The organism is Acinetobacter sp. ANC_7654 (genome assembly GCF_056779855.1).
Genome location: NZ_JBWYIR010000004.1, coordinates 161,568 through 184,026, shown reverse-complemented (window position 1 = coordinate 184,026; position 22,459 = coordinate 161,568). Strand labels below are relative to the sequence as shown.

Below are 22,459 nucleotides of genomic sequence, written 5' to 3'. Positions count from 1 at the left end.
TTTATCAAGATTAGTAGAAATAAATCGAATTTTATCGATTTTCACCCTTGTATTTTTTAAATTACACATCACTATAAAAATATGGCAACACCGTTGTCACTCATTAGGAGTGCTCATGACTGATATTATTATGAATGAAGAAAACTTAGAACTTCAGACCCCTAGCGTGTTACCGCTATTAGCTTTGCGTGATGTTGTGGTTTATCCACACATGCAAATTGCGCTTTTTGTCGGCCGTGAAAAATCGATTAAAGCAGTTGATGTAGCTCGTAACAGTGACAATTTAGTTTTTGTAGTAGCTCAACAAGATTCTCTTACAGAAGAAATTGATCACGACAATTTATATCAATACGGTACTGTCGCGAAGATTGTGCAAGTCGTAAATCATGAGAACGATGAAAACTGCATTAAGGTTTTAATCGAGGGTATTTATCGCTCTAAATTGATTAATATTTACGATCAAAACGATTATTTAGAAGCTGAGCACAGCCTTAGCCCAATGACGATCCGTATGGAATCGGCAACTCAACAAACTCGCCTCGAAGAATTACGTGGTCTTTTCAGCCAATACGCTGAAGCAAAACTACGTAATGCGCGTGAGTTAATTAATGCTGCAAATAAAATCGATGATTTATTGCAACTCATGTTCTTCGTCGCAACACGCGTGCCGTTAAATATCGAAGTGAAACAAAAATTCCTCGAACACGATGAATTTGAAGCTCATTTACAAGAGTTAATGACTTATTTGCTTCAACAGTCTGAAGAACAACAGATTGAGCAAAATTTACATGACAATGTAAAACGTCAAATGGAAAAGAATCAGCGCGAATATTTTCTAAATGAAAAAATGAAAGTTATTCAGCGTGAACTTTCTGACATGAATGGCGGTGCTGAAGATGACATTGCTGAGATAGAAAAACGCTTAGCTGAAGCGGATCTTCCTGAGCATGTTCGTAAAAAAGCAGAAGGTGAATTCCGTAAGCTCAAAGCAATGCAGCCTGCATCGAGTGAAGCAGCCGTAGTTCGTAATTACATCGAAACTATTTTAGATACACCATGGAATAAGGCGAGCAAAGTAAGTATCAATCTTGCTAAAGCTCAAGATATTCTTGATGCTGATCATTATGGTTTGGATGAAGTTAAAGAACGTATCGTTGAATATCTTGCTGTTCAGTCACGTGTAAAAAAACTACGTGGACCAGTATTGTGTCTCGTAGGTCCTCCTGGTGTAGGTAAAACCTCATTAGGTGAGTCTGTAGCTAAAGCAACAGGTCGCGAATTCGTTCGAATGGCACTTGGTGGTGTTCGTGATGAGGCTGAGATTCGTGGACATCGCAGAACTTATATTGGTGCGATGCCAGGTAAGATTGTGCAATCACTTTCTAAAGTCGGTGTAAAAAACCCTTTATTCCTACTCGATGAAATTGACAAAATGGCTCAAGATCATCGTGGTGATCCTGCATCTGCCTTGTTAGAAGTGCTTGATCCTTCACAGAATCACAAATTCAACGATCACTATCTCGATCTTGATCTTGATTTATCTGAAGTCATGTTTATTTGTACTGCAAACAGTATGAATATACCTGAAGCTTTGTTAGATCGTATGGAGGTCATTCGCCTTCCTGGTTATACAGAGGAAGAGAAAATCAATATTGCTGAGCGTTACTTAGTACCTAAAGCAATCAAGAATAATGGCTTACGTGCTAAGGAATTAAGTGTACACGAAGAAGCAATTCGAGATATCGTACAACGCTATACACGTGAAGCTGGTGTTCGAAGTTTAGAGCGTGAAGTCTCTAAAATCGCACGTAAAGTGGTTAAAGAAGCGGTTAGTAAAAAAGCGAAAAATCTTCAAATTGAAGTTAATTCGGCAAATCTACCTGACTACTTAGGGCCGCATAAATTCGATTTTGGTATGGCGGAAGAAGAAGCTCAAGTCGGTCGTGTTAATGGTCTAGCTTGGACTTCAGTTGGTGGTGAACTACTGACAATTGAAGTTGCAGCAATGAAAGGTAAAGGCAAATTTGTAACCACTGGTTCTTTAGGTGATGTTATGAAGGAGTCTATTACTGCAGCGATGACCGTAGTGCGTACACGAGCTGATGCTTTGGGTATCGATTCTACTCGCTTTGAAGAAACCGATATTCACGTGCACTTACCTGAAGGCGCTACGCCTAAAGATGGTCCTTCAGCTGGTCTTGCTTTGACGACAGCATTAGTTTCAGCGTTTACTGGCATTGCGATTCGACCTGATATTGCAATGACTGGTGAAACTAGCTTGAGTGGCCGTGCAATGCGTATTGGTGGTTTAAAGGAAAAATTACTGGCTGCACATCGTGGCGGTGTAAAAATGGTCTTTATTCCACAGGAAAATGCACGTGATTTAGTCGAAATTCCTGATAATGTGAAAGAAGGTTTAGATATCAAAGTTGTAAAATCAATTGATGAAATTTTACCACTAGCATTAACCTCTATGCCTAAACCATTAGTAAAAACACCCATTGTGAAAGCAGTTGACGAATCAAAATCTGCACGACACTAATCGGTCTTTTAAGTGAAGAAAGAGAGCTTAGGCTCTCTTTTTTTATAAGATATCAATGGATGCAAATTTAACAACTCATTATGTTTTAACTTTTGATTTTATAAATTCATCACTTTGAAATGTATAATATCGTGAAACTTCTAGTGACACATTTTCATGAAAATTCGTATCTTGACCATTGGTCAAAAAATGCCAGCATGGGTTCTTACTGGTTTTGAAGATTATTTCAAAAGAATTCAACCTTTTGTACAAACTCAAATTGTTGAGCTTCCTATGGCGAAACGCGGAAAGAATGACTCTGAAGCTGATATTTTAAAATACCGTAATATCGAAGGCGATAGCATTTTAAATGCACTGAAAGGAAATGAACTTTTAATTGCACTTGAAGTGGGAGGAAAAGAGTTTAGTACAGAAAAATTAGCTGAAACCATGAAAGGTTGGATGCTTGAAGGGAATGATGTTGTGCTCGCGATTGGTGGACCTGATGGACATTCTGATGCAGTTCGTAAAGCTGCTGCTTGGCACTGGTCTTTATCTAAATTAACGCTACCCCACCCTATGGTTCGCATTCTGTTGATTGAACAACTTTACCGTGCCATGAGCATTAATCATAACCATCCGTACCATCGTGCTGGATAATCGTTCCGAATTTGCAACATGATGTTCAAATTTAAATGGTTACTCTGACTTCTAAAATTTGCGATGATCACCTCATACATCTAAGAATGGAACCACCCTCATGACTATTCAAACGCTACCTGGCTTATTCATATCACATGGCTCTCCAATGCTGGCTTTGAATCCTGAACAGGTTGGTCCAGCTTTACATCGCTTGAGTCTCAATTTGCCCAAACCTAGAGCGATAATCGTCATGTCTGCGCATTGGGAAAGCAATGCACTCGAAGTAAGTACGGGGACCAGACCTGAAACATGGCACGATTTTCGAGGTTTCCCAGATGCACTCTATGAAATTCGCTATCCTGCCCCTGGTGCTCCAGATGTTGCTGAACAAGTTTTAAACTTATTCGCTGAGGCACAAATTACTGCACATGCCAATAGTACACGACCTCGTGATCATGGCGTATGGATGCCTTTATTACATATGTATCCAGAAGCTGATATCCCCGTAGTCGAAATCTCTTTACCCATGACGATGTCTGCTGAAGCGATATTTAAAATTGGTCAAGCTCTCGCTCCATTAAGAGATCAGCAAATATTATTAATTGGCTCGGGAAGCATTACTCATAATTTAAGAGAGCTTGCTTGGCATGGTGAAACGAGTGAAGTTCCAGAATGGGCATCAACTTTTAGAAACTACGTGGTGCAGCAGCTCACTCATTCGGATTATCCTGCTATTTTAGCGTGGAATACGATTCCTCATGTTCATCGTAACCACCCTACGATAGAACACTTTGCACCTTTATTTTTCTCTATGGGCACTGGTGATCGTTTTAGCATTGTACATAGTAGTTTTACCATGGGAGCTTTAGGAATGGATATTTATCGCTTTGATTGAGAGAAAATAAAATATCATTTTTTAAATGACAATCACGAAATAATCATCGATCAATGGATACATTTTGATACTGAAAAGTGCAGAATGTATCCATAATTTTTTAGATCTCCTGCGTTATCCTTCCTCGGATCAATACAATTTAGAAAGCTTGTTATGAAATTAAAATTAATTACCTTGGCTATTTTGCCTATCACACTTGCTGCGTGTCAGACTTCTGATCTACAAAAAGCTGGGGATTTAGCTGTGTCTGTGCTTCAACAACAAAATACTGATCAAACTCTCGCTGCATACCAATGGCAAGCCAATCCACAAAATGCGCCTCAACCAATCACTTTAAACTTCACCGCTGATAAAAAACTTTCAATTCATACGAGCTGCAATACTTTATTTGGCGGGTTTGAGCTAAAAAACAATACTATCGTAGCTGCTCAACTTGCATCTACCATGAAGGGATGTAATGGTTTGGCTGCCGAACAAGAACGCTTTGCTGGAAATCTATTTTCCCAAGCTGCTGTTCCTTTCGTGCTTAATTTAAATGATCGTGATAATCCAACGTTGACTTTGGTACAGCCGAATGGTGAAAAGATTATCTTCACGGGTAAAATGACACCTGAAACCAAATACAAAACTCAAGGTGAAACCATATTTCTTGAAATTTCGCCAGAAACTAAACAATGTACTGGTGTAGCTCCCCAAACTTGTCTACAAGTCAGAGAAATAAAATACAACGATAGTGGTATTAAAACGCAAGTCGATAAAGACTGGACTTTATTCTACGATCAAATTGAAGGTTTTTCACATAGTCCGAATGAACGTCAAATCATTCGTGTAAAACGTTATGAAATTAAAAATCCTGCTGCAGATCAATCAAAGTATGCTTATATTTTTGATATGGCTGTAGAGCGTGAAGCTGTAAAAGGTTCTTTATAAAGAATAAAAAACCGAGGCTAAGCCTCGGTTTTTTTATTTTTGAATATATTCTTAGAATACACCCTGAGCTAACATCGCATCAGCAACTTTTACGAAACCAGCAATGTTCGCACCATCTACATAATTCACAGTACCATCTTCTTGAGTACCGAATTTTACGCAGTTACGGTGAATTTCTTTCATGATTGCATGTAAACGCTCATCTACTTCTTCGAAAGACCAACCTAAACGAAGCGCATTTTGAGACATTTCAAGACCAGAAGTTGCAACACCACCTGCATTGGATGCCTTACCTGGAGCATATAGAATTTTTGCTTCAACGAATTTTTCAACTGCTGCAAGTGTAGAAGGCATATTTGCACCTTCAGCTACGCAAATCACACCATTTGCAAGCAATTTATCCGCATCATCAGCATCTAATTCATTTTGTGTTGCACATGGAAGTGCGATATCACACTTAATACCCCAAGGACGTTGCCCTTCAAGATATTCAAAACCATGCTTCGCTGCAAACTCAGAGATACGACCACGTTGAACGTTTTTAAGCTCCATTACTTCAGCTAAAAGCTCAGGAGTTAAACCGTCTTTAATGTATACAGTACCAGCTGAATCTGAAAGTGAAACAACTTTTGCGCCCAAATACATTGCTTTGTCAGCAGCAAACTGTGCAACGTTACCCGAACCAGAGATTGTAACTACTTTGTCTTTGAAACTGTCGTTACGAGTCTTAAGCATTTCCTCAGCGAAATACACTGTACCGTAACCAGTTGCTTCAGGGCGCGCTAGTGAACCACCAAAAGTTAAACCCTTACCTGTAAATACGCATGAAGTGTCATTGCTGAGCTTCTTCATCATACCCGCCATGTAACCAACTTCGCGGCCACCAACACCAATATCACCCGCAGGAATATCTGTGTCAGAACCTAAGTGACGGTATAACTCGATCATGAGTGCTTGGCAGAAACGCATGATTTCGCCTTCTGATTTACCTTTAGGGTCAAAATCAGAACCACCTTTACCACCACCCATTGGTAGTGTAGTTAACGCATTTTTGAAAGTCTGTTCAAAACCTAAGAATTTTAGGATTGAAAGGTTCACTGAAGGGTGGAAACGCATACCACCTTTGAATGGACCAATTGCTGAGTTGTACTGAACACGGAACGCACGGTTAACGTGTGTTTGACCTTGATCATCAACCCAAGAAACGCGGAATTGAATCGCACGTTCAGGTTCAACTAAACGTTCTAATAAACCATGAGCTGCATACTTAGGGTTCTTTTCAATAAAAGGCCATAAGCTTGTCATCACCTCTTCAACAGCTTGAAGAAATTCTGGTTGATGTGCATCACGTGTTTTAACGTAGTCTAGGAAGTCGTTAAGGCTGTTGTATTTCAACGCTTAATCCTCAGCAGAAAATGGATCAAAATTGGTCAAAATTTCAATATATTGATAAGTTTTGGCGCAAAGTATTAAATATCTTTTACAGGCACTGTACAATAGTTTTCATATTTTTTTTTAATATTTTTTTAATTTCAATTACTTAATTATAGTATTTAATAATTTTAAATTATCAAATTCATTACTTTTAATTATGAATTAATGCTTATTCGGCGCTTTTATTGCGCGATAAATGACCCATAACAGCGCACCCCAAACTAACACTAATCATGTTAAAATCATTCATATTTCGCACCTATGATCTCCTTTTCGCTTGATTAAGTTTTAACGTACATGCACGCACAAATCTCATTGATACAACAAGTTGATGCTTTCCTACCTCAAACCCAATGTGGTCTATGTGGCCACCGTGATGGTTGTTTACCTTATGCTAAAGCTATTGTAGAAGGAGAAGACGCGAATAAATGTGTCCCTGGCGGTCAACCTGTTGCTGACGCAATTGCTCACTTACTGAATCGCCCTAAGCTTAAAGCTGAAGAAAGCGTTTGGCCAATTCAATCTGATGGTCGCCCACAGCGTATGAAAGCGATCATACGTGAAGACGAGTGTATTGGTTGCACTAAATGCATCAGTGCTTGCCCTGTAGATGCCATCATTGGATCAGGAAAGTTAATGCATACTGTGTTAACTGATCTTTGTACTGGATGCGAATTATGTATACCACCTTGTCCAGTTGACTGTATCGATCTTGTTGAAGATTTACAGCCCATACCAAATGAGCAAGCCCGCATCCTAGAACAAAATGATCTTAGAAATCGTTATTATGCTCATATTCAACGTGAGGAAAATCGCAGTCTTCATCGCAAAGGTCCTGTCGTTAAAGCTGAAATTGATACTGCGCTTTTTGCTCAATTTTCAAAACAATTACAATCAGTACCTACTATTCAAACGATAAAAAAAACAGCGCTTCATAAGACATTAGATGCAAAATCTACAATCGAACTTGCCAAATTACGTACACAAATTAAAAAGCTTGAAAAACAACTTGCTGTACGTGAGAGTGTCGATAAGCAAGAGCAACTCAATACTTTATATGAAAAACTCAATTCAATTGAGGGTGTTTAAATGAACGTTAAAACACCTAAAACTGTAAAAAACATGACAAAAAACCAAATTCAAATTTTTTTTGAAAGATTAAGAGCTCAACGCCCAAACCCTAAAACAGAGCTGAATTATTCTTCACCCTTTGAGTTGTTAGTTGCTGTGACCTTATCAGCACAAGCCACTGATGTAAGCGTAAATAAGGCCACAGATAAGCTTTTCCCTGTAGCAAACACACCTGAAGCAATCTATGCCTTAGGTGTAGAAGGATTAAAATCTTATATTAAAACAATAGGTCTCTATAACTCTAAAGCTGAAAATGTCATCAAAGCTTGTGAAATATTGATTAAACAACACAACAGTACTGTTCCTAACAACCGTGCTGATTTAGAAGCACTTCCGGGCGTAGGTCGAAAAACTGCAAATGTGGTATTAAATACCGCTTTTGGTCAACCAACCATGGCCGTTGATACCCACATCTTTCGATTAGGTAATCGTACTGGACTTGCGGTAGGAAAAAATGTACTCGAAGTTGAACACCGTCTAGTTAAAGTGATTCCAAAAGAGTTTATTGTAGACGCTCATCATTGGTTAATTTTACATGGACGTTATTGCTGTATTGCGCGGAAGCCAAAGTGCAATGAATGTGTTGTGAGTGATGTGTGCAACTGGCCTGAACGTTTCGAATATGGAGCGACAAGACAGATCGATTTAAAACAGGTTTAACGATCAAGAGATTTTTTTTGATCTTTTTTCTCTTTATCTAATTTCATCTGTTTTTGACTATCGCGAAGTAATTTAAAACTTATAAATACCAAAAAAGACAATACTGCCAAGCATGCAAGCATCAATAAAATAATGGCAATATTTTTCACTTGTTTACCTTAACATCATAAAAAAGAAGCCCTAATATGACTTAGGGCTTCTTTTTTGTCAAAGCTGAATAATGGTTATTTAGTTTGATCTAAAATTGCAAAAAGTTCTTTTTGAACTTCTTCAATAGGACGAAGTCCATTCAACTTATCATACGTTGGCGCATTTTCACCTGAAGCTGCACGCCCTTGGTAAAAGCCAACCAACTGTTCAGTTTCAGTATGATACGAACCTAAGCGCTTACGAATTGTTTCTTCTTGGTCATCTGGACGCTGAACTAAATCTTCACCAGTTTCATCATCTTTGCCTTCCACTTTTGGTGGGTTGTAGACGATATGATAAACACGACCTGATGCTGGATGTTGGCGACGACCCGATAAGCGTTTAACGATTTCTTCATCAGGCACATCAATTTCGATCACGTGATCAATATCAATGCCTTCTTTTTCCAAAGCTTCAGCTTGAGGAATCGTACGAGGGAAACCATCAAAGATACAACCATTTGCACAATCTGGTTGTGCAATACGCTCTTTAACCAGACCAATAATCAGTTCGTCAGAAACTAGACCACCATTGTCCATTACAGATTTTGCCTGTAGACCGAGTTCAGTTCCTTCACGAATTGCAGCACGGAGCATATCACCGGTTGAAATTTGTGGGACATTGTAGCGCTTGCAGATCAACTGAGCTTGAGTACCTTTACCTGCTCCAGGTGGTCCGAGTAATATAATGCGCATAAATAAACATCCTCATTTTAACTATATCGACGATACTTGGTTAATGTCTTTGGTAGGCACCAATCCAGCATCTATTTATAAGAAAGCCACAAATAAATGAATCAGACCCGCGAAGAAACCTGTTACCCCACCTAGCACAATTAAGATCCATTCGTCTTCCTGGAATGCAGGACGTAATAGATTTTGAAACTCGCGCGGGGTTAATTCACGGATACGTTCTTTAAACATTTGATAGATTTTCTGTGCGCGGCTCGCATTAAAAGCTGGGTCGCATACAGGCACCATCGTAATTTCAATTGAGCGATCGATCAAGTCTGTCTTGAGTTTTGCATACTCTTTTGGACCTAAAGATAGCTGTAATGATGTACGAACCAATGGTGTTTCCATGATTTCATTGATATGACGTTTAACAATACGGCGTGTTTTGTCTTTTTTTCCACCATACATCATTTCCATCATAATAGATTTCAATGTAATCAAATCTTCAGTCACTACACGGGCAAATACATCAGATACTTCTTCTTGGCGCTTCATAAACGCACCTTGAATATTATAAGAACCAATGCGTGGAATGACAGGTTTTATCCAAGGGAATTTACGATCTTTCGTTAATTCAAAGAATTGTGGATAACGTATATAGTGTGGTTCAACTGGATTAAATACCATCCAAATTGCAATCCAATTTGTTAAAAAGCCCCAAATTGCTGCCCAGAATGGTACAGTCCAATGCCAAGGCACCACAAACCAAACGATCATTTGGAAGATACCGAAGAACATACCGATTAATGCACTGATATGCCAAATGAAGTTAATTTCTTTTTGACCCACTTTTAGGAACATATTGACCATCAATTGACGGTCGCCTTCCATTTGACTCACTACCATCGCACGCATATCCACGAGCGACTCAACATTTAAAGTTAATTCGGTTACGAGCTCTTTCAAAACATTTGGAAGTTGCTTATGTGCTTGCGCATAAATACGTCTCTTGATTGAGTAAGGTAAGTTTTCCCATAGAACCGCATTGCGATCCATCATCACTTCATCAATTAAGTGCTCTAACTCAAAGCCAACCTGTTCACCAATGATACGAGCAGTATCCTCGGGATCCATCGCATCTAAGAACTCTCGTAAGGAGCCAAGTTTTGATAGTGTATTGTCGGTAATAATACCCGATATACGTCCTGCCTTACGTGGAACAATTCCTTGCCATCCCACCGGAAGCGGACCTAAGTGAAAACCCCAAAACTTAATTGGATAAAACACCATCTTGAGTGCCATCCAGACGTGAGCCCAAGTCACAAATGCGGTTACTGGGATAATACTCAGTACTGCATAAAAATCAGGTCGATTGACGAAGGCTTGCCACAAATCACTCACATATCCAAACATTCATGACTCTCATATTCATATATCTAATTGCAGTCGAACTTGAGGTATAAAACCATAAAGCTTTCTAAAATCCTACACTTAAGGTGTAAGCAAACTGTAGTTCTGGTTTAGTTTCAAAAATCACTTGGTTTCCTTGCGTGATTTCCTCTCCTGCTTTTATCCCTACACTAAATGTACTAATTCTTTCTTTATTCAGCATGACATAAGATAAATCTATACCACCACCGAGTTGAGATTCCTTTTCACCATTGACTGTTTTTGATTTTAGATGACCAGCAAATGCACCTAAATAAAATCCATTTAAGTCCTTAGTTCCGAGAATTATTGGGTAACGAAAACCGACTTGAGCACCCACATCGTGGTCGTCATTTAAGAAAGCGCCAAGCTTTCCGTATCCAATACCGTATGGAGTGACGTATTCTAAATTCCCATGCGCTAACCGTTGTGTAACACCAGCACCCACATTTATTTTAGAAAATTGTTCTGGTTTCAATTTTGCTTCAGGATAAAACGATGAAAAATCTGCGTATGCTAAATTCCCTACCCACATCATGACAGCAAAGGAAACGATTTTTCTCATTATTTTCTCCATTTTCTCAAACTGAGAACAATATTATTATTCATCCATAGTGATTCGACTTTAACAGAATAATTTTCGTTCTTATATACAACAAGCTTTAAAATTAGTGTCTATTTGGTCAAATTTTAATTTTTATAACATACGAACTATTTATTAATTTTACAAATTTTATAGTCAATCTGAGTTAAAATACTTTGATATAAAGTCAGCTTTTACCCGCAAAAAAGTAAAGATCTATGAAGCAGCAGTTCCCACTGAAGAATGTACAACAAGAAAAGCGAATTTTTCGTAGTCGAGTGGTGTTTGCTATTTGCGTGGTAATATTTTTTTTACTTGTTCTATTGTCTCGATATGCTTATTTGCAAATTGTGCATTACGACCAGTTTAAAGATGCATCGGACAAAAACCGAATTCGTTTACAACCGATTTCCCCTGCCCGCGGTTATATTTTTGATCGTAACGGCATTCTACTGGCTGACAATTATCCAGTTTTTACGGCTACATTAAGTAAAGCGGATGTGCCTGATATTGAAGACACGGTAGAACGCCTTAGAAAGATTATTGACTTGAGCGAAGAAGACATTGAACGCTTCATGAGTCGTGTAAAAACCGCAAAAAAGACTGAACGTGTAACGCTTAAACTAAACTTAACTGAAACAGATATCGCTAAATTTAGCGAAGTAAAGTTTAAATTTCCTGGTGTTTCCATTGAAACCCAAATGACGCGTTATTACCCACATGGTGAATTATTTGCCCATGTTATTGGGTATGTCGGTCGTATTAATGATAAAGAACTTAAAAGCATTGATAAAGATGCTTACGCAGGCACAAACCTGATCGGTAAAATTGGCGTAGAAAAATTTTACGAAGACCTGTTGCATGGTTCACCTGGCTTTGAATCTATTGAGACAGATGCATTTGGTAATGTCTTACGGAAGTTAGGGCGTAAAGATTCTGTACGCGGTAATGACCTCTATTTATCACTTGATTATGGTCTCCAAACAGTAGCTGCTGAGCAACTTGCGGGGCGTCGTGGTGCAATTGTTGCAATGGATCCACGTACAGGTGAAATTTTGGCACTAGTTTCGAGTCCGAGTTTCAACCCCAATTTATTCGTGACTGGTATCAGTCATACAGACTATAGTGCACTGCGTGACAATTTAGATCAGCCGTTGTATAACCGCGCAGTTCAAGGGACCTATCCACCAGGTTCTACCATTAAGCCTATGGCTGCATTAGGGGGTATTCACTACGGTATTGTCGATTGGTCAACTGCTATTTCAGATCCAGGTTATTTCCACTTACCAGGAGACTCTCACAAATTCCGCGACTGGAAAAAAACGGGGCATGGTGTAGTCAATATGCATAAATCCATTGTTGTCTCTTGTGATACTTACTATTACGTTCTTTCTTACCAGATGGGGATTGATCGTATGAACACATGGATGCGTCAGTTTGGATTTGGTGAGAAAACGGGTGTAGACCTTCCTAGCGAAAGCACAGGCTTGTATCCTTCGCCAGAATGGAAAATGCGTACTCGCAATTCTAAATGGCTCAAAGGTGAAACAATCTCAGTCAGTATTGGGCAAGGTGCATTCACTTCTACCCCTTTACAACTCGCGATGGCAACTGCAATTACCGCAAATCATGGCGCCCATGTTACACCGCATGTATTGCGTGAAACCAAAGGAACAAAGCAATTCAAAGTCCACAATGCACCAGATTATAAAATTGCCTTCAATGGTACTGATGAAGATTGGATTAAGATGCGTGATGCCATGGTGGATGTGATCCAATCTGGAACAGGTAAAGGGATTCGTGGTGGACTGCAATATCAAATTGCGGGTAAAACAGGTACCGCTCAGGTCAAGAGTATTGCGCAAGGTAAAAAGTATAACGAAGCTTTATTAACTGAACGTCAACTCGATCACGGCTTATTTGTAGGCTTCGCCCCTGCCGACAACCCAGAAATAGCGATTGCAGTGATATGGGAAAATGGTCGTGGAGGTTCAGGAGCAACCGCGCTCGCACGTCCTGTATTAGATTATTGGTTACTCCATCGTGATCGTAAGCCAATAAAGCCGATGAATCATATTGTCAGCGGCGGCTTAATGACAGCAGGCATTAAGCCTGGTGAATTACCTAGCGGATCTACTAATTTGTCAGCCGATCCAAATGCACTTCCTCGTGAACTCCAAACATCACGTAACAGCAACAGTGCAACGAATGCAACGAATGCAACGAATGCAACGAATGCAACGAATGCAACGAATGCAAACACTGACACTCAACGTAACACGAGTCAATAAATGAAAAATCAACTCCGCATCATTGGTGGTGAATGGAAACGCCGTGTATTACCTTTTGCCACTATTGAGGGTTTAAGACCAACACCAGATCGTGTACGCGAAACTTTATTTAATTGGTTAATGTGGGATATTCAACAAGCGCAGGTGCTAGATGTTTGCGCTGGATCTGGTGCATTAGGTTTTGAAGCGCTATCTCGAGGGGCAGCTCATGTCACGATGATCGAACCTAATTTAGAGCAAAATAAATTTTTAAAATCAAACTTAGCGCTTTTAAATGTGAATAATGCAAAACTGATTCAAAGCACTGCCCAAATCGCGCTAAAACAACTCTCAAACAATCAATTCGATGTAGTTTTTTTAGATCCTCCCTATAGTTTAAATCTTTGGGAGGAGTTGGCTTCATTGATTGACCCAAAACTCAAAGCAGATGCATTTATTTATGTCGAAGCCGATCAACCATTGTCATCACTTAATCTACCTTCTTCATGGCACCTCATAAAAGAAACCAAAGCTGGAACAGTTAAATCAGGCCTTTATCGAAAAATAGATTAGACATTTAAAATGTCTGATTCCAAAAAATCCGAATCAATCTGCCTCGATCGTAGGGAAACGAGGATAAAAACTCGTACCCTATCGTTTGATTCTGTTTCAGCAAATACTCAACACCATATCCAAACGTAATGCTTAATTGTTCCAGATTTGATAAGTCAAAATGACCTGTATCAAGTTTATTCTTCAATTCATTCCGATCAAAAGCCGTGAAATTAAAAAATTGAATACGTTCGGATTGAAAAATTGAATGCGTCAATACATCAAATCTCGAATATTCTTTCTCATTTAATTCTGCAATCTTGGTCTGTTCACTATTTAAATCTTCTATGGCAGGCTCATAGTGAAGTTCTTGCTGAGCTTCAAAAAAATTAAAAATGAGATTTTGATCATTCGTATTTTCATCATGATCCAAGGAATTCGCGTGAACGGCAGAAATAGAAAAAATCATCAAAGCTTGTAAATAAAGTTTTAAATTTTGAATCATATTAATTTTACGTTTCTATATCTTATTATTATTTATGAAAAAAAGCCTCCACTCAGGAGGCTTTTTTACTTAAAGCATTAAGCTAGGCCTTTTTCTTTAAGTACTTCTAGCATCGTTGAACCAAGTTCAGCTGGGCTACGTGTATATGCCATTCCAGCACGTTCAAACGCAGCGAATTTTTCTTCTGCCGTTCCTTTACCACCTGAAATAATAGCACCAGCATGACCCATTCGCTTACCTTTCGGTGCAGTCACACCAGCAATATAACCAACAACAGGTTTGGTCACATTTGATTGGATATATTCTGCTGCTTCTTCTTCAGCTGTACCACCAATCTCGCCAATCATAATAATTGCATCTGTGTCTGGATCATCTTGGAACAGTTTCAAAGCATCAATCTGATTCATACCAGGGATTGGATCTCCACCAATACCGATACACGTTGATTGACCTAATCCTAACTTCGTAGTTTGTGCAACAGCTTCATAGGTCAACGTACCAGAACGCGAAATAATACCGATTCGTCCTGGCTGATGAATATGTCCTGGCATAATACCAATCTTACATTCACCCGGCGTGATAACACCTGGACAGTTTGGACCCACTAAGCGAGTGCCATTTCCATTGGTTTCTAGATAGCGTTTCGCTTTCAGCATATCAATGGTTGGTACACCTTCAGTGATAACAACAATCAGTCCAACGCCAGAGTCAACTGCTTCAACGATAGAATCCAATACAAATGGTGCTGGAACGTAAATGACCGATGCATCAGCACCAGTCTCTTTCACTGCATCTTTCATTGTATTGAATACAGGTAGATTTAAATGAGTTTGACCGCCTTTACCTGGAGTCACACCGCCCACAACCTTAGTACCATAAGCCAAAGCTTGTTCTGAGTGGAATGTACCATTTTTACCCGTAAAACCTTGTACCAATACTTTAGTGTCTTTATTAATTAATACGCTCATGATTGATACTCCTTATGCTTTTACTGCAGCAACAATTTTTTCTGCGGCATCAGATAAGCCGTTTGCAGAAATTAGTTTAAGACCAGATTCATCAAGTAATTTTGCACCTAGTTCTGCATTATTCCCTTCTAAGCGAACAACAACAGGCACTGTTACATTTACTTCTTGAACCGCTGCAATAATTGCTTCAGCAATCATGTCACAACGCACAATACCACCGAAGATATTGATCAGCACACCTTGTACTGACTGATCCGCTAAAATGATCTTGAATGCTTCAATTACACGCTCTTTGGTTGCGCCACCACCTACATCCAAGAAGTTTGCTGGTTGACCACCATAGAGTTTAATGATGTCCATGGTTGCCATTGCAAGACCTGCTCCATTCACCATACAACCAATATTACCTTCTAAAGCAACATAGTTAAGGTCAAACTCAGATGCCTTGAGCTCACGCTCATTTTCTTGCGATTTATCTCTTAAAACTGAAACTTCTGGCAAACGATATAAAGCATTCGAATCAATACCGACCTTGGCATCAACACACAAAATTTCACCATTTTCACGGACTGACAATGGATTAATTTCAAACAATGCGAAATCATTTTCTACGAACGCTTGATAAGCTGCAGACATAATTTTAACAAATTGATTAATCTGTTTATCTTTCAGCTCTAAAGCAAAAGCGACTTCACGAGCTTGGAAAGGAAGTAAGCCAACCAATGGATCTACTTCAACTTTAATAATTTTTTCTGGAGTTTCTTCAGCGACTTTTTCAATTTCGACACCACCTTCAGTAGAAGCCATGAAAGTAATACGACGTGATGAACGATCAACAACTGCGCCTAAATACAATTCACGCTCAACTGGATAGACATCTTCTGCAACGAGTACACTGTTAACTGGTTGCCCATTTGCATCCGTTTGATATGTAACTAAACGAGTACCAATAATTTGCGAAGCATATTCTTTTGCTTCATCAGCTGACTTAACGACTTTAACGCCGCCAGCTTTTCCACGCCCACCGGCATGTACTTGTGCTTTCATAACAGCGAATTTGCCGCCTAGCTGTTCAAATGCTTTTACTGCTTCCTCTGCATTTGTAGCGATGATGCCTTCCTGAACTGGCATACCATATTTTTTTAACAGCGATTTCGCCTGATACTCGTGTAAATTCATTGTTTTACCTTTTACTACTTTTCACTTTTTATGACACACCAATATTTAAACTTCCTTCGCAATAAATATTGGCATTTATTAAATTTAGTATTCTAGTTTTAGATGATTATTCAAACAAAAACAACCACCAAATGCAAAAAGAGCGGCCTCAGCCGCTCTTTTTTGTGTTATTTACGTTTACGCTGAATCGCGTGAATTGCTCGCCCATCTACTGCTAGCGCAGCTTCATGAACTACTTCAGAGAATGTTGGGTGACCAAATGTCATTAATTGAAGATCTTCAACGCTTGATACAAATTCAAGTGCGATCATACCTTGGTGAACGATATCAGACGCAGCAGGTCCAATCACGTGCATACCAAGCAAACGATCCGTTTTAGCGTCAGCAACAAATTTCACGAAACCAGCGTTTTCTCCTGCTGCCATCGCACGACCATTCGCTGCGAAACCAAATTGACCTGTTTTAACTTCGTGACCTTTTTCTTTCGCTTGTTCTTCTGTTAAACCAACCCACGCCGCTTCAGGGTGTGTATAGATCACAGAAATAATCGTGTCATAGTTCACTTGAGCTGCGTGACCATGAATACGTTCAACAGCCATTACGCCTTCTTCCATTGCTTTATGTGCAAGCATTGGACCACGTACTAAGTCACCAATTGCATATACACCTTCAACAGAAGTTGCACACCAATCATTTACTTCAACCAAACCACGTTCAGTAAGTTTAATGCCAGAATCTTCTGCTAATAAACCTTCTGCATACGCTTTACGACCCACGCAAACGATCAATTTGTCGAAAGTCTGAGTTTTGTCTTCGCCACCTTGAGTGTACTTAACTGTCACTTCACGACCATTGATTTCTGTACCAGCTACTTTTGCGCCAACACGAATATCAAGACCTTGCTTCGTTAATACTTTTTGGTAATCTTTAGCCAAAGCTTTATCAGCCATTGGTAAAAATGCATCCATTGCTTCAAAAACAACAACCTCTGCACCCAAACGACGCCATACTGATCCTAGTTCAAGACCAATGACACCTGCACCAATTACACCTAAACGTTTAGGTACTTCTTGGAATTCAAGCGCACCGGTAGAATCAACGATAAGATCTTGATCTACAGGAGCAACAGGAATATTTACAGGAACAGAACCAGAGGCAAGAATGACATATTTAGGTTCTAAAATTTGAGTTTCACCTTCATGTGGAACAAACTCAACTTTTTTACCAGCTAATAATTTACCTGTACCCTGCAACCATTCAATACCGTTACCTTTCAATAGGCCATCGATACCCATTGTAAGTTGGTTGACGATTTTATCTTTACGAGCAAGTAACTTTTGAAGATCGAATTTCACTTCGCCCGTTGTAATACCATGATCATCTAAATGATGAACAGTATCTTCATAACGATGTGAAGAGTCTAAAAGTGCTTTAGATGGGATACAACCCACGTTCAAGCAAGTACCACCTAAAGATGGTTTTCCTTTATGAATACGCTTTTCAATACATGCAACTTTGAAACCCAGTTGTGCTGCACGAATAGCAGCTTCATAACCACCTGGACCACCGCCGATTACTACTAAATCAAATTGTTGAGACATTCTTCTCTCCAAAAATGGGCCTAGAGGATCGCTCTAAGCCCATGGATTTATTTTTTAGAATTAAAGATCAAGGATAAGTTTAGCTGGTTCTTCTAACAATTCTTTGATTGTTACAAGGAAACCTACTGCTTCTTTACCATCAATTAAACGGTGGTCATAAGAAAGCGCTAAATACATCATTGGTAAGATTTCAACTTGACCATTTACCGCCATTGGACGCTCTTGGATTTTATGCATACCCAAAATTGCAGTTTGTGGCGTATTTAAAATTGGTGTTGAAAGCAATGAACCGAAAGTACCACCATTAGTGATCGTGAATGTACCACCTGTCATATCTTCAATGCCGAGCTTACCATCACGTGCTTTGAATGCGTAATCACGAATACCATTTTCTACTTCAGCATAGTTCATGCGATCAGTATCACGTAATACTGGAACTACTAAACCACGGTCAGAAGATACCGCTACACCGATGTCATAGTAACCGTGATAAACGATATCATCACCATCAATTGAAGCATTTACAGCTGGGTAGCGTTTAAGTGCTTCAGTTGCAGCTTTAACAAAGAATGACATAAAGCCTAAACGAGCACCATGACGCTTTTCAAAAGCATCTTTGTACTGAGCGCGCATGTCCATGATTGGCTTCATGTTGACTTCGTTGAACGTCGTTAACATTGCTGTTTCTTGCGTTGCAGCAAGTAAACGCTCAGCCACACGCTTACGAAGACGTGTCATAGGAACACGTTTTTCAATACGCTCACCTACAGCTACGCTTAATGGTGCAGCAGCAGGAGCAGCAGGTTTAGATTGGTGATTCGCCACATCTTCTTTAGTGATACGGCCACCACGACCTGTACCTGAAACTTCTGATGCATTGATACCAGTTTCAGTTAATGCCTTACGAACAGCTGGAGCTTGGTCTTGAACAGGAGCTTGAGCACGTTCAACAACCGGAGCAGCACCCGCTTCTGTAGCAGCCGCAGCTTGTTCAACTTTCTCTTCAGATTGAACAGCTTGAGTTTGAGAAGCACCAGAAACAGCACCTGCTTCAAATGTAGCAATTACTTCATCAGAAAGAACTGTGTCGCCTTCGCCTTTGATGATATTTGCAATCGTACCATCTGCAGGAGCAACAACTTCAAGTACAACTTTATCCGTTTCGATATCACAGATCACTTCATCACGTGATACCGCTTCACCTGGTTGTTTGTGCCAAGTTGCAATTGTTCCGTCTGCAACTGACTCTGGGAATACCGGTGCTTTAATTTCGGTTGCCATTCTTAAGATTCTCCTGATTATTCTGCTACGATCGCAAGCGCTTCGTTAACGAGTTGTGCTTGTTGTTTTGCATGTAAATATGGTGAGCCACAAGCCGGTGCAGCAGATGCTTCACGTCCTGCATAGCTGATTTGAATTTTTTGACCTGACTTCATAACACCTTCGTATAAACGTGGTGCGATGAATAACCATGCGCCTTGGTTCTTCGGTTCTTCTTGCGCCCAAACAAGCTCTTTCATATTTGGATATTGTGCAAGTACTTCCGCTAAACGTGCTTCTGGATATGGGTACAATTGTTCAACACGAACAATAGCAGTGTTGTTCAATTCATTTTCACGACGTTTTTCAAGTAAATCGTAATAAACCTTACCACCGCAAAGCACTACACGAGTCACATCCAACTTATTAATGTTATCAACTTCATCAATCACAGTTTGGAAAGTTCCGTTCGCCAATTCATCAAGATTAGATACCGCTAATTTGTGACGTAATAATGACTTTGGAGACATGATAATCATTGGTTTACGAATTGGGCGAATCGCCTGACGACGTAAAGCATGGAAAATCTGTGCAGGAGTTGTAGGCGTCATCACTTGCATGTTTTCTTCAGCACATAGCTGTAAGAAACGCTCTAAACGTGCAGATGAGTGTTCTGGGCCTTGACCTTCAAAACCATGTGGAAGAAGCATCGTTAAACCACAAACGCGCTCCCACTTTGTCTCACCAGAAGCAATGAATTGGTCAATAACAACTTGAGCACAGTTCGCGAAGTCACCAAATTGTGCTTCCCAAATAATTAAGCTCTTAGGTAGAGTTGTTGCATAACCATATTCGAATGCCAATACTGCCATTTCAGACAATAATGAGTCATAAATCGCTGTACGCGGTTGATTTTCTTTAATATGGCAAAGTGGAATATACGTCGAACCGTCTACTTGGTTATGAAGCTTCGCATGACGATGCGAGAATGTACCACGACCAACATCTTCACCAGTTAAACGAACAAGATAACCCTCGTCCAATAACGAAGCATAAGCTAGAGTCTCAGCTGCACCCCAGTTCAATGGCATTTCACCAGTTTGCATTTTAAGACGATCATCGATCACCTTAGAAACTTGACGCTGCATCACGAAGCCTTCAGGAAGCTCACGCATTTTGCGACCAAGTTCTTTTAAACGCTCTTCAGGGAAAGTAGTATCCCAAACGTCAGTGTATTCGTGACCTAAGTATGGCGTCCAGTCAACGAACATTTTTTTATTCGGTTCAAGTACAAGTGCATTAGCAACATGTTTACCTGCTTCTAAATCAGCACGGTAATCTTCGATCATCTGATCTGCAGTCGCACGATCAATTACACCTTCTTGTACTAATTTGTCAGCATATAATGCACGAGTCGTCGTTTTCTTATTAATGACTTGATACATCATTGGCTGAGTTGCTGCTGGCTCATCTGCTTCATTGTGACCGCGACGACGGTAACAGAACATATCGATAACAACGTCTTTACGGAAAGTATGACGGAAATCATGTGCAAGTTGAGCAACAAACAATACAGCTTCAGGATCATCACCATTCACATGGAAGATTGGTGCCTGAATCATTTTCGCGATATCAGTACAGTATTCAGTAGAACGTGCATCACGTGGATCTGATGTTGTAAAACCAACTTGGTTATTGACAACAATATGAACTGTACCACCTACCGTATAACCACGTGTTTGTGACATTTGGAAGGTTTCTTGGTTCACACCTTGACCAGCAAATGCAGCATCACCATGTACGATTACTGGTAATACATCATCACCACCAATGTCTTTACGACGAACTTGACGAGCACGTACTGAACCTTCAACTACAGGCCCTACGATTTCTAAGTGTGATGGGTTAAATGCCAATGCCAAATGAACTTCGCCACCTGGAGTCATTACGTTTGACGAGAAACCTTGGTGATACTTAACGTCACCAGAACCTTTCTTGTGAAGTGATTTACCTTCAAATTCACCGAAAAGATCTGCTGGGTTTTTACCCATGATATTGACAAGCAAGTTGAGACGACCACGGTGTGGCATACCGATCACAACTTCTTTACATCCCACAGAACCTGCGCGTTGAATAACAGCATCAACCATCGGAATGAAAGATTCACCGCCTTCCACACCAAAGCGCTTAGCACCAACATACTTATTGCCTAAGTATTTCTCTAAGCCTTCAGCTGCAGTTAAACGTTCAAGAACATGTTTCTTTTGTTCTGCTGAAAAACCAAATTGACCTTTCACACCTTCAAGACGTTGTTGAATCCAACGTTTCTCTTTAGTGTCAACAATGTGCATATATTCAACACCAATAGAAGCGCAATACGTCGCCTCCATCGCATTGACCATTTCACCTAAAGTTGCTTCAGTTTTGCCAATTGCAAGATTACCTGTATTGAATACAGTATCTAAGTCAGATTTGGTTAAACCATGAGCCGCTAGATCAAGATCAGGCACTTCTTCTCGTTTTGCCAAACCTAATGGATCTAATTTTGCTTTTTGATGACCGCGGTTACGGTATGCAGCGATTAATTGTAATACGCCAATCTGACGACGCTCGTGCTCAGAACTAACTGAACTTTGAACGACAGGCTGAATACGGTTTGAGTTACGACCCAATAAAAGGAATTGCTCACGTACATTGCTGTGTGGTTGATCCCCTTTTGGGAACTTACCAAAGTATTCTTGCCAATCAGCACCGACTGATTCTGGAGCAACTAAATACTGCTCATAAAGTTCTTCAATATACGCTGCACTGTCAGCGGAAAGTTCAGTGTCAAGACGCAATGCGTCAGCAACTTCTTGCATTTGTGGACCCATTTCCTATTGCAAAACATTACAGGGAGCTTTCTAAGCTCGCCCATGATTGATAATGCCAAATCGGTAAATTGACATTCACCCATCTGGTACAAAAGACCATGGGGCGTATAGCATTAGAGAGTTTCTAATACCAATGACGAATCATAACGCCCTCATTGGCATCA

Annotated in this window: 19 protein-coding genes; 8 read left to right on the top strand and 11 right to left on the bottom strand. The window is 39.9% G+C overall.

Going from position 1 to position 22,459, the window contains the following annotated elements:
* Positions 1–115 precede the first annotated feature (115 nt).
* From lon to AC1M86_RS06745, 4 genes are all read left to right on the top strand, one after another.
* The gene (gene lon, locus AC1M86_RS06760) at positions 116–2,542 is read left to right on the top strand and encodes an endopeptidase La (protein ID WP_035269773.1); all 2,427 of its coding nucleotides are present in this window, start codon (positions 116–118) and stop codon (positions 2,540–2,542) included.
* A gap of 156 nt (positions 2,543–2,698) precedes the next feature.
* Positions 2,699–3,181 (top strand): 23S rRNA (pseudouridine(1915)-N(3))-methyltransferase RlmH, encoded by a 483-nt coding sequence (gene rlmH / locus AC1M86_RS06755; protein WP_035268469.1) that lies wholly within the window; start codon positions 2,699–2,701, stop codon positions 3,179–3,181.
* A gap of 100 nt (positions 3,182–3,281) precedes the next feature.
* Positions 3,282–4,058, top strand: coding sequence for a DODA-type extradiol aromatic ring-opening family dioxygenase (locus AC1M86_RS06750; RefSeq protein WP_092766821.1), 777 nt, complete (start codon positions 3,282–3,284; stop codon positions 4,056–4,058).
* A 153-nt stretch (positions 4,059–4,211) separates the two neighbouring features.
* The gene (locus tag AC1M86_RS06745) at positions 4,212–4,988 is read left to right on the top strand and encodes a DUF4377 domain-containing protein (protein WP_481607588.1); all 777 of its coding nucleotides are present in this window, start codon (positions 4,212–4,214) and stop codon (positions 4,986–4,988) included.
* A 51-nt stretch (positions 4,989–5,039) separates the two neighbouring features.
* On the opposite strand, the gene gdhA is transcribed toward AC1M86_RS06745, so the two are convergent.
* Complete coding sequence (gene gdhA, locus AC1M86_RS06740) at positions 5,040–6,383, bottom strand: NADP-specific glutamate dehydrogenase (protein ID WP_481586470.1); 1,344 nt, start codon at positions 6,381–6,383, stop codon at positions 5,040–5,042.
* Between the two features lie 336 nt (positions 6,384–6,719).
* Between gdhA and AC1M86_RS06735 the strand changes: the two genes are divergently transcribed.
* Both AC1M86_RS06735 and nth read left to right on the top strand, forming a co-directional pair.
* Entirely contained in the window at positions 6,720–7,511 is a 792-nt protein-coding gene (locus AC1M86_RS06735) for an RnfABCDGE type electron transport complex subunit B (RefSeq protein WP_180027938.1), read from the top strand.
* Positions 7,512–8,213 (top strand): endonuclease III, encoded by a 702-nt coding sequence (gene nth, locus AC1M86_RS06730; protein ID WP_481597251.1) that lies wholly within the window; start codon positions 7,512–7,514, stop codon positions 8,211–8,213. It abuts the gene before it with no gap.
* Here the strand turns inward: nth and AC1M86_RS06725 are convergent.
* The 4 genes from AC1M86_RS06725 to AC1M86_RS06710 all read right to left on the bottom strand — a co-directional run bounded on the left by AC1M86_RS06725 (position 8,210) and on the right by AC1M86_RS06710 (position 11,069).
* On the bottom strand, positions 8,210–8,362 hold the full coding sequence (locus tag AC1M86_RS06725) for a hypothetical protein (protein WP_481607587.1): 153 nt from the start codon (positions 8,360–8,362) through the stop codon (positions 8,210–8,212). The two genes, nth and AC1M86_RS06725, sit on opposite strands and share 4 nt — an antisense overlap.
* A 75-nt stretch (positions 8,363–8,437) precedes the next feature.
* Positions 8,438–9,097 (bottom strand): adenylate kinase, encoded by a 660-nt coding sequence (adk, locus tag AC1M86_RS06720; protein WP_035268488.1) that lies wholly within the window; start codon positions 9,095–9,097, stop codon positions 8,438–8,440.
* Between the two features lie 75 nt (positions 9,098–9,172).
* Positions 9,173–10,489: a DUF445 domain-containing protein gene (locus AC1M86_RS06715; RefSeq protein WP_035268489.1), complete on the bottom strand. Its 1,317-nt coding sequence runs from the start codon at positions 10,487–10,489 to the stop codon at positions 9,173–9,175.
* A 64-nt stretch (positions 10,490–10,553) separates the two neighbouring features.
* Positions 10,554–11,069 (bottom strand): hypothetical protein, encoded by a 516-nt coding sequence (locus tag AC1M86_RS06710; RefSeq protein ID WP_035268492.1) that lies wholly within the window; start codon positions 11,067–11,069, stop codon positions 10,554–10,556.
* 236 nt (positions 11,070–11,305) lie between these two features.
* Here AC1M86_RS06710 and mrdA point away from each other — a divergent pair, with 236 nt between their 5' ends.
* Positions 11,306–13,378 carry a penicillin-binding protein 2 gene (gene mrdA / locus AC1M86_RS06705; protein WP_481607586.1) on the top strand — a complete coding sequence of 691 codons (2,073 nt, stop codon included), beginning with the start codon at positions 11,306–11,308 and terminating at the stop codon, positions 13,376–13,378.
* On the top strand, positions 13,379–13,930 hold the full coding sequence (gene rsmD / locus AC1M86_RS06700) for a 16S rRNA (guanine(966)-N(2))-methyltransferase RsmD (RefSeq protein WP_035268497.1): 552 nt from the start codon (positions 13,379–13,381) through the stop codon (positions 13,928–13,930).
* Positions 13,931–13,934: 4 nt separating this feature from the next.
* On the opposite strand, the gene AC1M86_RS06695 is transcribed toward rsmD, so the two are convergent.
* The 6 genes from AC1M86_RS06695 to AC1M86_RS06670 form a co-directional block, all read right to left on the bottom strand.
* Positions 13,935–14,414, bottom strand: a complete 480-nt coding sequence (locus AC1M86_RS06695) for a hypothetical protein (protein WP_481607585.1) — start codon at positions 14,412–14,414, stop codon at positions 13,935–13,937.
* Between the two features lie 77 nt (positions 14,415–14,491).
* Positions 14,492–15,382 (bottom strand): succinate--CoA ligase subunit alpha, encoded by an 891-nt coding sequence (gene sucD, locus AC1M86_RS06690; protein ID WP_035268498.1) that lies wholly within the window; start codon positions 15,380–15,382, stop codon positions 14,492–14,494.
* 12 nt (positions 15,383–15,394) lie between these two features.
* Complete coding sequence (gene sucC, locus AC1M86_RS06685) at positions 15,395–16,561, bottom strand: ADP-forming succinate--CoA ligase subunit beta (RefSeq protein ID WP_481593074.1); 1,167 nt, start codon at positions 16,559–16,561, stop codon at positions 15,395–15,397.
* Between the two features lie 167 nt (positions 16,562–16,728).
* Positions 16,729–18,162 (bottom strand): dihydrolipoyl dehydrogenase, encoded by a 1,434-nt coding sequence (gene lpdA / locus AC1M86_RS06680; protein ID WP_035268502.1) that lies wholly within the window; start codon positions 18,160–18,162, stop codon positions 16,729–16,731.
* Positions 18,163–18,222: 60 nt separating this feature from the next.
* The gene (gene odhB, locus AC1M86_RS06675; RefSeq protein ID WP_035268505.1) at positions 18,223–19,443 is read right to left on the bottom strand and encodes a 2-oxoglutarate dehydrogenase complex dihydrolipoyllysine-residue succinyltransferase; all 1,221 of its coding nucleotides are present in this window, start codon (positions 19,441–19,443) and stop codon (positions 18,223–18,225) included.
* A 17-nt stretch (positions 19,444–19,460) separates the two neighbouring features.
* Entirely contained in the window at positions 19,461–22,283 is a 2,823-nt protein-coding gene (locus AC1M86_RS06670; RefSeq protein WP_481591793.1) for a 2-oxoglutarate dehydrogenase E1 component, read from the bottom strand.
* Positions 22,284–22,459: the final 176 nt, after the last annotated feature.

Excerpts from the sequence above, each read along its gene's own strand:
- lon (WP_035269773.1), top strand. The coding sequence starts at position 116 with ATGACTGATATTATTATGAATGAAGAAAACTTAGAACTTCAGACCCCT.
- rlmH (WP_035268469.1), top strand. The coding sequence starts at position 2,699 with ATGAAAATTCGTATCTTGACCATTGGTCAAAAAATGCCAGCATGGGTT.
- AC1M86_RS06750 (WP_092766821.1), top strand. The coding sequence starts at position 3,282 with ATGACTATTCAAACGCTACCTGGCTTATTCATATCACATGGCTCTCCA.
- AC1M86_RS06745 (WP_481607588.1), top strand. The coding sequence starts at position 4,212 with ATGAAATTAAAATTAATTACCTTGGCTATTTTGCCTATCACACTTGCT.
- AC1M86_RS06735 (WP_180027938.1), top strand. The coding sequence starts at position 6,720 with ATGCACGCACAAATCTCATTGATACAACAAGTTGATGCTTTCCTACCT.
- nth (WP_481597251.1), top strand. The coding sequence starts at position 7,512 with ATGAACGTTAAAACACCTAAAACTGTAAAAAACATGACAAAAAACCAA.
- adk (WP_035268488.1), bottom strand. The coding sequence starts at position 9,097 with ATGCGCATTATATTACTCGGACCACCTGGAGCAGGTAAAGGTACTCAA.
- AC1M86_RS06715 (WP_035268489.1), bottom strand. The coding sequence starts at position 10,489 with ATGTTTGGATATGTGAGTGATTTGTGGCAAGCCTTCGTCAATCGACCT.
- AC1M86_RS06710 (WP_035268492.1), bottom strand. The coding sequence starts at position 11,069 with ATGAGAAAAATCGTTTCCTTTGCTGTCATGATGTGGGTAGGGAATTTA.
- mrdA (WP_481607586.1), top strand. The coding sequence starts at position 11,306 with ATGAAGCAGCAGTTCCCACTGAAGAATGTACAACAAGAAAAGCGAATT.
- rsmD (WP_035268497.1), top strand. The coding sequence starts at position 13,379 with ATGAAAAATCAACTCCGCATCATTGGTGGTGAATGGAAACGCCGTGTA.
- AC1M86_RS06695 (WP_481607585.1), bottom strand. The coding sequence starts at position 14,414 with ATGATTCAAAATTTAAAACTTTATTTACAAGCTTTGATGATTTTTTCT.
- sucD (WP_035268498.1), bottom strand. The coding sequence starts at position 15,382 with ATGAGCGTATTAATTAATAAAGACACTAAAGTATTGGTACAAGGTTTT.
- sucC (WP_481593074.1), bottom strand. The coding sequence starts at position 16,561 with ATGAATTTACACGAGTATCAGGCGAAATCGCTGTTAAAAAAATATGGT.
- lpdA (WP_035268502.1), bottom strand. The coding sequence starts at position 18,162 with ATGTCTCAACAATTTGATTTAGTAGTAATCGGCGGTGGTCCAGGTGGT.
- odhB (WP_035268505.1), bottom strand. The coding sequence starts at position 19,443 with ATGGCAACCGAAATTAAAGCACCGGTATTCCCAGAGTCAGTTGCAGAC.
- AC1M86_RS06670 (WP_481591793.1), bottom strand. The coding sequence starts at position 22,283 with ATGCAAGAAGTTGCTGACGCATTGCGTCTTGACACTGAACTTTCCGCT.